The 12,560-nt window shown below is 71.3% G+C and carries 11 protein-coding genes; 9 read left to right on the forward strand and 2 right to left on the reverse strand.

Annotated elements, in window-relative coordinates:
- Positions 1-80 precede the first annotated feature (80 nt).
- Positions 81-872 carry an NAD(P)-dependent oxidoreductase gene (locus SA2016_RS06455; protein WP_066496753.1) on the reverse strand — a complete coding sequence of 264 codons (792 nt, stop codon included), beginning with the start codon at positions 870-872 and terminating at the stop codon, positions 81-83.
- 87 nt (positions 873-959) lie between these two features.
- On the opposite strand from SA2016_RS06455, the gene SA2016_RS06460 reads away from it, so the two are divergent.
- Positions 960-1,664, forward strand: coding sequence for a GntR family transcriptional regulator (locus SA2016_RS06460; RefSeq protein ID WP_084249360.1), 705 nt, complete (start codon positions 960-962; stop codon positions 1,662-1,664).
- Between the two features lie 59 nt (positions 1,665-1,723).
- On the opposite strand, the gene ligM (SA2016_RS06465) is transcribed toward SA2016_RS06460, so the two are convergent.
- Positions 1,724-3,139 carry a vanillate/3-O-methylgallate O-demethylase gene (ligM, locus tag SA2016_RS06465; RefSeq protein ID WP_066496754.1) on the reverse strand — a complete coding sequence of 472 codons (1,416 nt, stop codon included), beginning with the start codon at positions 3,137-3,139 and terminating at the stop codon, positions 1,724-1,726.
- Between the two features lie 186 nt (positions 3,140-3,325).
- Between ligM (SA2016_RS06465) and SA2016_RS06470 the strand changes: the two genes are divergently transcribed.
- The 8 genes from SA2016_RS06470 (at position 3,326) to SA2016_RS06505 (ending at position 12,555) form a co-directional block, all read left to right on the forward strand.
- Positions 3,326-4,747, forward strand: coding sequence for an aminomethyltransferase family protein (locus SA2016_RS06470; protein WP_066496756.1), 1,422 nt, complete (start codon positions 3,326-3,328; stop codon positions 4,745-4,747).
- 22 nt (positions 4,748-4,769) lie between these two features.
- Entirely contained in the window at positions 4,770-5,900 is a 1,131-nt protein-coding gene (locus tag SA2016_RS06475; protein ID WP_218030629.1) for a 4-oxalomesaconate tautomerase, read from the forward strand.
- 36 nt (positions 5,901-5,936) lie between these two features.
- The gene (locus SA2016_RS06480) at positions 5,937-6,890 is read left to right on the forward strand and encodes a VOC family protein (RefSeq protein WP_066496757.1); all 954 of its coding nucleotides are present in this window, start codon (positions 5,937-5,939) and stop codon (positions 6,888-6,890) included.
- Between the two features lie 45 nt (positions 6,891-6,935).
- Positions 6,936-8,438, forward strand: a complete 1,503-nt coding sequence (locus tag SA2016_RS06485) for an aldehyde dehydrogenase family protein (protein ID WP_066496758.1) — start codon at positions 6,936-6,938, stop codon at positions 8,436-8,438.
- Between the two features lie 281 nt (positions 8,439-8,719).
- A complete protein-coding gene (locus SA2016_RS06490; RefSeq protein ID WP_141305684.1) occupies positions 8,720-9,538 on the forward strand; it encodes a methylenetetrahydrofolate reductase in 819 nt (272 codons plus the stop codon).
- A gap of 8 nt (positions 9,539-9,546) precedes the next feature.
- Positions 9,547-10,419, forward strand: a complete 873-nt coding sequence (gene purU / locus SA2016_RS06495; RefSeq protein WP_066496762.1) for a formyltetrahydrofolate deformylase — start codon at positions 9,547-9,549, stop codon at positions 10,417-10,419.
- A 39-nt stretch (positions 10,420-10,458) separates the two neighbouring features.
- Positions 10,459-11,871, forward strand: coding sequence for a vanillate/3-O-methylgallate O-demethylase (gene ligM / locus SA2016_RS06500; RefSeq protein ID WP_066496763.1), 1,413 nt, complete (start codon positions 10,459-10,461; stop codon positions 11,869-11,871).
- A 63-nt stretch (positions 11,872-11,934) separates the two neighbouring features.
- On the forward strand, positions 11,935-12,555 hold the full coding sequence (locus SA2016_RS06505; RefSeq protein ID WP_066496764.1) for a PadR family transcriptional regulator: 621 nt from the start codon (positions 11,935-11,937) through the stop codon (positions 12,553-12,555).
- Positions 12,556-12,560: the final 5 nt, after the last annotated feature.

Genomic DNA, 12,560 nt, shown 5'->3' on the forward strand with positions numbered 1-12,560 from the left:
CCGTTGTGCGTCATTGCCCACGGCCTGTGGAACGGATCACAGTCGCTTGGGAATGAAGCTACGGATCGGAGACGAGATTGTCAACGATTTTGGATTCCGGAGGGTGGGGCTCCCGCGGACACCGCGTGGAGCCACTCGATGGTCGCGTCCGTCACGGGATGGGCCGACCCCAGGGCGTCGAGGTAGGAGCGCACCTGGAGCATCTCCTCCTCGCGCCGCACGGCGTGGCGGCGGGTGCCCTCGAGCAGGCGCTGGACCAGGGCCGGGCCGCCGGGGCCGAGCTCGGCGGCGATCTGGTCGGTGACCCAGTCCGCGGCGCCGACAGTGCTCGCGGCCGTCACCGCCTCGAGGATCGTGGCGGCGAGCCCCTTCATGAACACGCTGCGCAGGAGCTTGAGGCCCGCGGCGGCCCCTGGTTCCGGCCCCGCCCCCGTGGCGGGGATGCCCAGCGCGGCGAACTGCGCCGTCAGCACGGCCTCCGCGGGGCCGCTGACGAGCAGCGGCGTGCCGATCCGGGCCCGGGGGACCGGGGCGAGGACCGCGACGTCGGCGAACCCGACGCCGGCCTCGGCCGCCCGCTGCGCGAGGCGGCGCTTCTCCTCGGGTCCAGCCGTGTTGAGGTCGGCGAAGACCGCGCTCGGCGCCATCGCGGGCAGCGCCTCCGCGAGGGCTGCGGCGGCCGCGCGGGCGCCGACGAGGCTCAGCACGAGGTCGGCGCCGCGGACCGCCTCGGCCGTGCCGGGGGCGAGCGCGACGCCGGCCGGTGCGGCGGCGGCGCGCGGGTCGGCGGCGGCGACGTGGGCGCCGCGCGCGGCCAGGTCCGTCGCGTAGATGGTTCCGGCCTCACCGAGGCCCAGGACGGCGATGCGCATGCGGTCCTCCCGCGATTGGTTCTAAGATTGTCGACAATAGCGCGCGGCCGTCCGGGCCGCGAGGGCCCTCCAGGAAGCGAGCGCACCATGGCGGCAGCACCGGTGAACGAGGCGACGGCGGCCGCGCTGCCCGCCGTCGGCCCCTCCGAGGGCGGGGCCCAGTCCCGGGTGACCGACCTGATCCGGGACGCGATTGTGCGCGGCGAGTACGCGCCGAACCAGCGGCTCATCGAGGCGGACCTGAGCGCGGCGTTCTCCGCGAGCCGCGCCACGGTGCGCACCGCGCTGCTCGAGCTTGCCGGCGAGGGCCTCGTGGAGCGCCTGCCGAACAAGGGCTCGCGGGTGCGGGCCATCTCGGTCGACGAGGCGATCGAGATCCTGGAGGTGCGCATCGGTGTCGAGGGCCTGTGCGCCGCAAAGGTCGCCGAGCACCTCACCGACGAGCAGGCCGCCGAGTTCTCCCGGCTGCGGGCGGACATGGTGGCCTCGGTGGAGGAGGGCGACCTCGTCGAGTACTCGCGCCTGAACCGGGCCCTCGATGTCCGGGTCCGGGAGCTCAGCCACCACGCCACGGCCTCCGACGTGCTCGCCCGGCTGCACGCCCAGAGCGTGCGGCACCAGTTCAGGCTCTCGTCCCGCCCGGCCCGCGCCAAGGTCTCCGTGCTCGAGCACACCGCCATCATCGACGCGATCCTGGCGCGGGACCCCGAGGCCGCCGAGCGGGCCGTGCGGGCCCACCTGCTCAGCGTCATCGAGGCCCTCCGAGAGGTGACGGCCCGCGAGGCCGTCTGAGCGCTCCGCCGGCCTCGCGGGGTCCCGGCAGGGCCCGGGCGGCCCTGCCGGCACTCGCTCTAGGAGCCCGCGGTGCGCCAGCCTCCGTGGTACTCCGTCCGCGCCGTGACGGAGTACGGGGCCGGGCTCACCACGGCGCGCACGGCGAACTGCTCGTGCGGCTCCACCGTGGTCTTGGCCGAACCGCCGTCCGGCTCGCCCCACACCACGCGCAGCTCGGTGCCGAGCTCGACGTTCGGGTCCACCGTGGCGAGCGAGAGGCCCCGCCGCTCGTTCGCGGTGACGCCGGTGAACAGGGAGAGCCCCACGACGGTGCCGTCCGCGTCCACGATCGAGTCGTAGTTGGACGAGCCGTAGTTCGCGTTCGGCAGGTCGAAGAACTGGTAGCCCGGCCGGTCGCGGTCGAGGAAGGACGCCCAGATGGCGGCCAGGTCCTCGTCATTCCAGGCGAGCGTGACCTTCTTGCGCTGGGCTGCGGGATCGAGCTCCTCGAGGGCGTCGCGGCCGATGAAGTCGTGGTCGAACTTCACGAACGAGCCGTAGCCGAGTTCCCACGGGTTGAGGTAGTAGTCCTCGATGTCCGCCGAGACGAAGGAGCCCGCGAGGGCGTTGATCGCCTCGTAGCTGTCCGCGGGGAGCCACTCCCGGTAGGCGCGCTCGGCCTCGCCCGTGTAGATGGCCGGGAGCGGCGAGGGGATCCAGCCCGACTCCAGGGTGTTGGAGGAATAGGCCCGCGAGCCGCAGGGCTCGATCCCGAACTCAGCGCCGGCGGACAGGACCGCGTCCCGGACCCGCCCGTGCTGCTCGTAGGGCCCCCAGATCTCCAGCCCGGGGGCCCCGGCCATGCCGTGGCGGAGGGTGCGCACCCTGCTGCCCGCGATCTCCATCTGGCCCATGTGGAAGAACTTGACCTTCTCCACTGGGCCCCCGGCGAGCTTCTCGATGACCTGCCACGCGTTCGGGCCCTGGATCTGGAACCGGTAGTACTGGCGCGAGACGGCCTGGCCGTACGGGCGCGACGGCGAGCGGTCGTCGTAGGTGTACTCGACGTCGTAGCCGCCGGTCTCTGCGTGGAACTGGAGCCAGTTGGCCACCGGCGCGCGGCCCACGAACACGTACTCGTCCTCCGCCTCGTGGAAGAGGATGCCGTCCCCGATCACGCCCCCGTTGGAGGCCACGGGAACGAACTGCTTGGCCGTGTCGACCGGGAAGTTGGCGAAGCTGTTGATGCCGGTCTCGGACAGCAGCCGCAGGGCGTCCTTGCCCTTGAGGAAGAAGTTCACCATGTGGTGCGACTGGTCGTAGAGCACGGCGGCCTCGCGCCAGGCCTTCTGCTCGCGGCGCCAGTTGGTGAACTCGGCCGGCACCACGGGGTAGATGTACGTGCCGAGCTGGGAATTGCGCAGGTGCTCGACCGTGCTCTGGGGCGTGCCACCGGCCGCATCGAGCACTTCTTGGAGGTTCTTCTCAGCCATGCGTTCTCTCCTTCGACTCGACGAGTGCTCCCGACCGAGAAGGCGGCCGCTGCACTGACGACGCAATTGGTGACAATAATGTATTCGATACCTTGACCGGAGGCTAGGGCCGTGGTTGTCTGGCAGGACACCCCTCCGGAGCCTCGTTCGGGGCCCGGCCGGCACGTGCGAAGGGAAGGGTCGACGATGACCGCAGAATCACTGGCAGGCGCAGAGTCACCGGCAGGCGCCGGGCAGGCGGCCACCGAGTCCCTCGCAGAGGCGATCGCCCGCGTGGGCAGCCCCGTGGAGCTGCTGCGCAACCAGGACTGGCCCGCCTTCACCTTCCCCGTGGCCCCAGAGTTCACGAACTGGCGCGACGAGCAGCGGGCGTGGAACACGACCGTGGCCCTGATGGACCAGTCGCACCACATGACCCAGCTCTTCCTCGGCGGGGCCGACCTGATCCCGCTGCTGTCCTCGATCTCGCCCAACACGTTCGGCAGCTTCCGCCCCGGGGTGGCCAAACAGCTCATCGCGGTCAACCAGGGCGGCTACCTCATCGGCGACGGCATCCTCTTCTACAACGAGGACGCCCCCGAGGGGCTCGTGCTGATCGGCCACCACCTGCTCATCGACTGGGTGCGCTTCAACGTCGAGAAGGCCGCGGCCGCTGGCAAGGACGTGCACCACCGCCTCGAGGCGAACTCCCACATGCGCCAGGGACCGCCCACCTTCTACCGCTACGAGCTGCAGGGCCCGCGCGCCAACGAGGTGATGGAGAAGGTCTTCGCCGGGCCCATCCCCGAGATCAAGTTCTTCCACATCGGCGAGGTCCGGATCGCCGGGCGCCCGGTCAAGGCCCTCTGCCACGGCATGGCCGGCCAGCCCGGGTTCGAGTTCTACGGTCCCTGGGAGGACCACGAGACCGTGCTCGACGCCCTCATGGAGGCGGGGGAGGAGTTCGGCATCCGCCGGGTCGGAGCCAAGGCCTACTCGGCCTCGCCGCTCGAATCCGGCTGGGTGCCCACCCCGTTCCCGGCGATCTTCGACGACGACTTCGCCGAGTACCGTGCCTGGCTCCCCGCCGCCCGCGCGGGGTCGATCGGCGGATCCCTGTACTCCGAGGATGTGCACGACTACTACATGACCCCCTACGACATCGGCCTGGGCCGCTCCGTGCGCTTCGACCACGACTTCCACGGCCGCGAGGCCCTCGAGCGCCACGCCGAGAACCAGCGCCGCCGGAAGGTCACCCTGATCTGGGACGCCGAGGACGTCGCCGCCGTGGTGCGCTCGCAGCTGGAGCCGGGCACGCCGGCGAAGTACCTCGACTTCCCCAAGGCTCGGTACGGCCTGTTCCAGATGGACGAGGTCATCCACGCCGGCCGGCGCGCGGGCATCTCCACCGACGCCGGCTACGTCGCCTACGACCAGCTGTACATGTCCCTCGCCACCGTGGACACCGACGTCCCGGACGGGGCCGAGGTCGAGGTGGTCTGGGGCGAGGACCCCATCTCCCGCAAGGCCTCGGTCGACGCCGACCACCGCCAGGTCCGGATCCGGGCCACCGTGGCCCCGGCGCCCTACCACGAGTTCGCGAGGACCGTCTACCGTGCCAACGCCTGACGGGATGATGCCTGACGGGATGATGCCTGACGGGATCCCCTGCCTCCTGATGCGCGGGGGCACCTCCAAGGGCGCGTACTTCCTCGCCTCCGACCTGCCGGCGGACCCCGCCGCCCGCGACGAGCTGCTCCTGCGCATCATGGGCACGCCGGATCCCCGGCAGATCGACGGCCTCGGCGGCGCCCACCCGCTCACGAGCAAGGTCGCCGTCGTCTCGCCCTCGCCAGATCACGGCGGCGGCCCCGGCGGCCCGGCGGACGTCGACTACCTCTTCCTCCAACTCGGCGTCGACGAGGCCTTCGTGACCGACCGGCAGAACTGCGGCAACCTCCTGGCCGGGGTCGGGCCCTTCGCCGTGGAGCGCGGCCTCGTCCCGGCAGGCCCCGAGCGCACCGAGGTGCGCATCCGCATGGTCAACAGCGACAGCGTCGCGACGGCACGCTTCGCGACGCCGGGCGGCGCGGTGGACTACGACGGCGACCTCGCGATCGACGGCGTGCCGGGCACCGCCGGCGCGATCTCGCTCGACTTCGAGGACACCGCCGGCTCCTCGACCGGGGCGCTGTTCCCCACGGGCAGCGTCCTCGACACGGTCGAGGGGGTCGAGGTGACCTGCGTGGACAACGGCATGCCCAGCGTCCTGATGCGCGCAGCGGACCTCGGCGTGCGCGGCGACGAGGCACCCGCGGACCTCGAGGCCGACGCCGAGCTCGCCGCCAGGCTCGCAAAGATCAGGGCCGCCGCGGCCGAGCTCATGGGCATGGGGGACGTCAGCGGCACGACGGTGCCCAAGCTCGTCCTCCTCTCCGAGCCCCGCGCCGGGGGAGCGGTGTCCACCCGCAGCTTCCTCCCCGTGCGCGTGCACACCTCGATCGGCGTCCTCGGCGCCCTCACCGCCGCCGCGGGCTTGCTCGCGCCCGGCTCCGTGGGCCACGCCCTCGCCGTCCTGCCCGAGGAGGGCGCGCCCTTCCGGATCGAGCACCCCACGGGCCACTTTGACGTCGACGTGGCGCTCGCGCCCGTCGAGGCTGCGGGCAGCGGCGCCGCCGGCGAGGGGACCGCCGCCGGAGGGCTCGCCGTCGTCCGCTCCGCCGCCCTGCGCACGGCCCGGAAGATCTTCGACGGGCGCGTCTTCCCCCGCCCCCGCCTCTAGGACCACCACGCGCCCGCAGCACGAAAGAGGACAGCAATGACCGACTACACCTCGTTCGACGTGGCCCATCTGGGCAACGTCGAGCTCCTCACCCCGACCTTCGAGAAGAGCCTGTGGTTCTTCCAGGACCTGCTCGCGATGCGGGTCGTGGCCGAGGCGGGGGACTCCGTCTACCTGCGCACGTGGGACGAGTACCAGCTCTACACGATCAAGCTCACCGCGTCCGACGACGCGGGCGTGGGCCGCACCACCTTCCGCACCACGAGTGCCGAGGCGCTCGAGCGGCGCGTGGCGGCGATCGAGGAGATGGGCCTGGGCATCGGGTGGGAGGACGGCGAGGTCGGCACGGGGCGGACCTATGCGTTCCGCGACCCCGACGGGCACGAGATGGGGATCTACTACGACACCGAGCGCTATGAGGCCACGGACGACAGGCCGGCCCTGAAGAACCAGGCCTCGCGGTTCCCCGGACACGGCGTCAACGCCCGGCGCCTGGACCACATCAACTACCTCGCCAAGGACGTGGTGGCGAACGGCGAGTTCGTCGCGAAGGCGCTGCGCGGGCGCGAGTCCGAGCGGATCAGGCTCGACGACGGCGGCTACGCGGCCTGGTGGTTCCACTTCAACAACAAGTCCTACGACATCGTGTACTCCGACGACTGGCTCAAGCACGGCAACCGGCTCCACCACCTCGCCTTCGCCCCGGACACCCGCGAGGACATCCTCAAGGCCGCCGACATCTTCCTCGAGAACGGCATCCACATCGAGTCCGGCCCGCACAAGCACGCGATCAACCAGACCTTCTTCCTCTACGTCTGGGAGCCGGGCGGGAACCGCATCGAGTTCGCCAACGCCGGCGCCCGCCTCCTGCTCGACCCGGACTCGCCCGTGGTCGAGTGGAGCCAGGAGGAGCGGAAGAAGGGCCAGGCGTGGGGGATGAAGACCATCGAGACGTTCCACACGCACGGGACGCCGGTGGTCCGGCAGTGACACCCTAGAAGTACCCACCAAACCGCACGAAGGAGTGTGGAGACCATGACTGAGACACTGGACACGTCAGCCCCGGCGGCGCCCGTCACCACGGGCCTGTACATCGGCGGCGCCGAACGCCAGGCCGCCGCGACGCTCGAGGTGGCGGACCCCGGGAAGCCGGGGACCGTCGTCGGCCACGCGGCCGCCGCGAGCGCGGCTGACGTCGACGACGCCATCGCCGCCGCCAAGGGCGCCTTCCCGGCGTGGAGCGCGCTCGGTGCGGCCGAGCGGGCCGAGCGCATGCGCGCCGCGATCGAGGGCATCGCCGAGGCCCGGGACGAGGACGCCGCGATCCTGTCCCAGGAGAACGGCAAGATCCGGCTCGAGGCCTGGGTGGACTCCCTCGTCTTCGAGATCCGCTGGAACCTCGCCCTCGCGCTCGCCGACCAGGTCGACGCCGCGACCGTCCTCGCGCCCGCGCCCGGCATCCCGGTGACGACGACGGTCGCGTACCAGCCGCTCGGGGTCGTCACGGTGATCGTGCCGTTCAACTGGCCGATCGCGATCCTGGGCGCGTCCCTGCCGCACGCGCTCCTCGCCGGCAACACCGCGATCGTCAAGCCGCCGCCCACCACCCCGCTCGCCACCACCCGGGTGGTCCAGCGCATCGCGGAGAAGCTCCCGCCGGGCGTGCTCAATGTGGTCACCGGCAAGGACGCGGACATGTCCGCGCTCATCACGAGCCCGGACATCGCCAAGGTCTGCTTCACCGGCAGCGTCGGGGGCGGCAAGAAGATCATGGAGATGGCCTCGGGGTCCCTCACCCGGGTCACGCTCGAGCTCGGCGGCAATGACCCGGCCGTGATCCTCGAGGACGCGACCCTGGACGATGCCGAGCTGGACCGCCTCTACGCGGCCATCTTCGACACGACCGGGCAGATCTGCATGAACGCCAAGCGCGTCTATGTGCACCGCTCGCGGATGGACGAGGTGGTCGCGGGCCTCGCCGCCCGGCTCGAGAAGGCCGTGATCGGCTACGGCCTCGACGAGGGCACCACCATGGGGCCGCTGCACTCGCCCGTGCAGAAGGCCTTCGTGGCCGAGCTCACCGAGGAGGCCAAGGCCTCCGGCGCCGACGTCCGCGAGTTCGGGACGCTGCCCACGGACCCCGCGCTGGCCGGCGGCAACTTCCTGCGCCCCGCGCTCGTGATCGACCCCGACCCGGCGCTGCGCGTCGTCACCCACGAGCAGTTCGGCCCGGTCATCCCGATCCTGCCCTTCGACACGGAAGAGGAGGCGGTCCGCGCCGCGAACGGCACGTGGGCCGGGCTGTGCGGATCCGTGTGGTCCGCGGACGCGGCCCACGCGGACCGGATCGCCCGCCAGCTCGTGTGCGGGTATGTGTGGGTCAACGACCACGGCGCCACCCGGCTCGACCTGCGCGCCCCGTTCGGCGGCATGAAGCAGTCCGGGATGGGCCGCGAGCAGGGGATCGAGGGCGTGCGCGCCTTCCAGGACACCCGCTCGGTGGCCCACCTCGATCCGGACGCCCTCGCGGCCGGCTAGCGGCCACCGCGGACCCAGGGGGCCGGAGGGCGCCGCCGCCGACCGCGGCGGGGCGCGTCCTCCGGCCCCCTCTGCTGCGGTGCCCGGGGACTGCCGCGGGCCGTCTCGCCATCAGGAGAAGCCCGGACCAAATACCTATAGACATTCCCTATGGAGATAGTTAGATTCGAGGGAGGACGCAACGTGGCGCCCGCGCCGAAAGGAGCCGGAACGTGGCAAAGAGCGCACCCGCGGTGAACCGCGAAGCATCACTGCAGCTGATCGACAACTTCTCGCTCGAGATGACCGGCAAGGACGTGCCCGGCCTGCTCGAGGCCAAGGACCACATCCCCGCCGGGACGCGGATCAACATCACCTTCCTCGGCAACGAGGACCTCGAGATGCGGGTGGCGGCCGCCCGGGCCGTCCGGGAGAACGGGTTCACTCCCGTCCCGCACATCTCCGCCCGGCGCCTCAAGTCCCAGGGCGAGCTCGAGGAGTTCCTCGGCCGCCTGCAGGAGGTCGGCGCGACCGAGCACCTCTTCGCCGTCGGCGGCGACCCGGCCGCGCCGGAGGGCCCCTACGAGGACTCCCTGGCCGTGATCTCCAGCGGCGTGCTCCAGCAGTACGGCGTGCGCGAGGTCGGCATCGGCGGCTATCCCGAGGGCCACCCCGACATCTCGAAGGAGACCCTCGCACGGGCCCTCGAGGACAAGGCCGCGGCGCTGAAGGACCAAGGCCTGGGCGCCGTCATCCTCACCCAGTTCGCCTTCGACACCGAGCCGGTGGCCGAGTGGATCGCGGGCGTGCGGGCCAAGGGCATCGAGGCCCCCATCCGCGTGGGCACCCCGGGGCCCGCCGGCATCAAGCGACTCCTGGGCTTCGCCCGGCGCTTCGGGGTGGGCGCCAACGCCATGATCGTGAAGAAGTACGGCTTCTCGCTCACGAACCTGCTCGGCGAGGCCGGCCCGGAGCACTTCGTCGACGACCTCGCCTCCGCGCTCACGGACGCCTGGCCGCACCCGGGCATCCCCGGCAAGGTCGGGCTGCACTTCTACACGTTCGGCGGCCTGAAGGCGACCGCCGACTGGGTCCGCACCTTCACCGCCGAACGGTCCTAGGCCGCGCCGTGGCAGTGCACACCGAAGCGCGGAAGGACAGGGCGTGCCTGATCGTGCACGGCCCCGACAAGCCCGGGATCGTGGCGGCCGTCGCGGCGCTCGTGACCCGCAACCAGGGCAACATCGTCACCCTCGACCAGTACTCGACTGACCCCACGGGCGGGGACTTCTTCCAGCGGGTCGAGTTCATCCGGCCCGACCTCGCGGTGGCGATGCCCGAGATCGAGGGGGACCTCGCGGCGACGCTCGGCCCGCTGGGCATGCAGTGGACGCTCACGGACCTGTCCGTGCCCAAGCGGATGGCGATCATGGCCTCGACCTCGGACCACTGCCTCCTCGAGCTCCTGTGGCGGCACCGGCGCGGCGAGCTGCCCGTGACGATCCCCATGGTGATCTCGAACCACACCAACACCGCCGAGGACGTGCGCTCGTTCGGCATCCCGTTCTTCCACGTCCCCTCCGCCGGCCCGGACAAGACCGCCGCCGAGGAGGAGATCCTCAGGCTGCTGGCCGGCAACGTGGACTTCGTGGTCCTCGCCCGCTACATGCAGATCATCTCCGCCGACTTCCTCGACCGGGTCGGAGTCCCGCTGATCAACATCCACCACTCGTTCCTGCCCGCGTTCATCGGCGCCGCGCCCTACCGCAAGGCCAAGGAGCGCGGGGTGAAGCTCATCGGCGCCACGGCCCACTACGTGACCAAGGACCTCGACGAGGGCCCGATCATCGAGCAGGACGTCGCCCGCGCCACGCACGCCCACACCGCGGCAGATCTCCAGGCCCGCGGCGCCTACGTGGAGCGCGCCGTGCTCTCCCGCGCCGTGCAGTGGCACGCCGAGGACCGCGTGATCCGGCACGGCAACCAGACCATCGTCTTCTGACCCATCCCCAGACCCCTCCCGCATAGAAAGAGGTTCACCGTGGCACCGAAGAATCTGCAGGAAGTCCTCGACGCGTCGAACGGCGCCGTCGACCTGCTGCGCAACTCCCAGATCGGCTCCTACATCTACCCGGTGGTCCCGGCGGACTTCCAGAACTGGATCAAGGAGCAGAAGGCCTGGCGCGAGACGGCCGTGCTCTACGACCAGTCGCACCACATGGACAACCTGTTCCTCAAGGGCTCGGACGCGATCAAGCTCATCACCGCGACCGCCATCAACTCCACCGCGAACTTCCCGGTGGACAAGGCCAAGCAGTACGTGCCCACCACGGCCTCGGGCCACGTGATCGGCGACGGCATCCTCTTCCGCGAGGCCGAGGACGAGTACGTCTACGTCGGGCGCGCGCCGGTCACGAACTGGCTCCTGTACCAGGGCGAGACGGGCGGCTACGCCAACCTGGACATCACCGCCGACCGGCGCTCGCCCTCCCGCCCGTACGGCCACGCCGTCTCGCGCCAGTACTACCGCTTCCAGATCCAGGGCCCCAACGCGTGGGCCGTGATCGAGAAGCTCAACGGCGGCCCCGTCGAGCAGCTGAAGTTCTTCAACATGTCCACCATGACGATCGACGGCACGACGGTCCGCACGCTCCGCCACGGCATGGCCGGCGCGCCGGGCCTCGAGGTCTGGGGCCCCTACGCGGACCACGACCGCATCATGAACGCGATCGTCGAGGCCGGCGCCGAGTTCGGCCTCGTGCCCGTGGGCTCGCGCGCCTACCCCTCGAACACGCTCGAGTCGGGCTGGATCCCCTCGCCGCTTCCGGCCATCTACACCGGCGAGGCCGAGCGCGGCTACCGCGAGTGGCTCCCGGCCGACGGCTACGAGGCCACGGGCACGCTGGCCGGCTCGTTCGTCTCGGACAGGATCGAGGACTACTACCTCACGCCCTGGGAGCTCGGCTACGGCTCGTTCGTGAAGTTCGACCACGACTTCATCGGCCGCGACGCGCTCGAGAAGATGGACCCGGCCACCCAGCGCCGCAAGGTCACCCTCGCCTGGAACGCCGAGGACATGACCAAGATCTTCGGCTCGCTCTTCGACGTGGACGGCCCCCAGTACAAGTTCTTCGACCTGCCGCTGGCCAACTACGGCTCCGCCAACTACGACTCCGTGGTGGACGCCGACGGCAACGTGGTCGGGTTCTCGATGTTCACCGGGTACAGCGCCAACGAGCGCCGCGCACTCTCGCTCGCGACCGTGGACCCGAACGTCCCGGAGGGCGCCGAGATCAAGGTGGTCTGGGGCGAGCCGGACGGCGGAAGCCGGAAGGCCGCCGTCGAGCCCCACGAGCAGATCGAGGTCCGCGCCGTGGTCAGCCCCGTCCCGTACTCCACCGTGGCCCGCACGGAGTACCACGGCGGGTGGCGCACCAACTACCAGACGGCCTAGGTTGGGAATTCGGCACGGGGCGCACCGCCGCCCCGTGCCGAGTCCGTCTCTCAAGGAGGTCGCATGAGCCTGAGGTTTGCGCTGCTCGCCCTGCTCCGGGTCGGCCCGCTCTCGGGCTATGACCTGCAGAAGCAGTTTTCCCTCTCGGTGGGCCACGTGTGGCATGCCCCCGACTCCCAGATCTACCCCGAGCTGCGCAAGATGGAGGCCGAGGGCCTCATCGAGGGCGAGGAGCAGCCGCGGGGCCAGCGCGCCACCCGGCGGGTCTACCACGTCACCCCCGCGGGGGAGCGCGCCTTCCTCGACTGGATGGGGACCCCGCTCGAGTACGCGCGGGTCCGCGACCCCGCCCACCTGCGCGCCGCCTACCTCGAGGCCGCGACCCCCGCGGCGGCGCGCGAGTTCTTCCGCGCCCACATCAGCCAGTGGGAGGGGGAGCTGGCCCAGTGGGAGGGCGAGCTCCGGCGCATCGACGCGGTCGCGAACCCCATGCTCGCCCGGCGGCTCGCCGTGACGGAGCCCGGGGCGCGCGAGCGCACCGTCGCGTTCAAGCGCTTCACCTACGAGGGCCTCGTGGACCGCGCGCGCTCGGAGATCGCCTGGGCGCGCCGCGGCCTCGAGCTCGTCGAGGGGCTCGAGGCGGCCGACGGCGGCTGGGCCGGCTCGCGCGCGACAGGCGCCTGACCTCC

The sequence above is a fragment of the Sinomonas atrocyanea genome, from assembly GCF_001577305.1.
Taxonomy (GTDB): domain Bacteria; phylum Actinomycetota; class Actinomycetes; order Actinomycetales; family Micrococcaceae; genus Sinomonas; species Sinomonas atrocyanea.

Excerpts from the sequence above, each read along its gene's own strand:
- SA2016_RS06475 (WP_218030629.1), top strand. The coding sequence starts at position 4,770 with ATGCCTGACGGGATCCCCTGCCTCCTGATGCGCGGGGGCACCTCCAAG.
- SA2016_RS06470 (WP_066496756.1), top strand. The coding sequence starts at position 3,326 with ATGACCGCAGAATCACTGGCAGGCGCAGAGTCACCGGCAGGCGCCGGG.
- SA2016_RS06480 (WP_066496757.1), top strand. The coding sequence starts at position 5,937 with ATGACCGACTACACCTCGTTCGACGTGGCCCATCTGGGCAACGTCGAG.
- ligM (WP_066496754.1), bottom strand. The coding sequence starts at position 3,139 with ATGGCTGAGAAGAACCTCCAAGAAGTGCTCGATGCGGCCGGTGGCACG.
- SA2016_RS06505 (WP_066496764.1), top strand. The coding sequence starts at position 11,935 with ATGAGCCTGAGGTTTGCGCTGCTCGCCCTGCTCCGGGTCGGCCCGCTC.
- SA2016_RS06485 (WP_066496758.1), top strand. The coding sequence starts at position 6,936 with ATGACTGAGACACTGGACACGTCAGCCCCGGCGGCGCCCGTCACCACG.
- SA2016_RS06490 (WP_141305684.1), top strand. The coding sequence starts at position 8,720 with ATGACCGGCAAGGACGTGCCCGGCCTGCTCGAGGCCAAGGACCACATC.
- SA2016_RS06460 (WP_084249360.1), top strand. The coding sequence starts at position 960 with ATGGCGGCAGCACCGGTGAACGAGGCGACGGCGGCCGCGCTGCCCGCC.
- SA2016_RS06455 (WP_066496753.1), bottom strand. The coding sequence starts at position 872 with ATGCGCATCGCCGTCCTGGGCCTCGGTGAGGCCGGAACCATCTACGCG.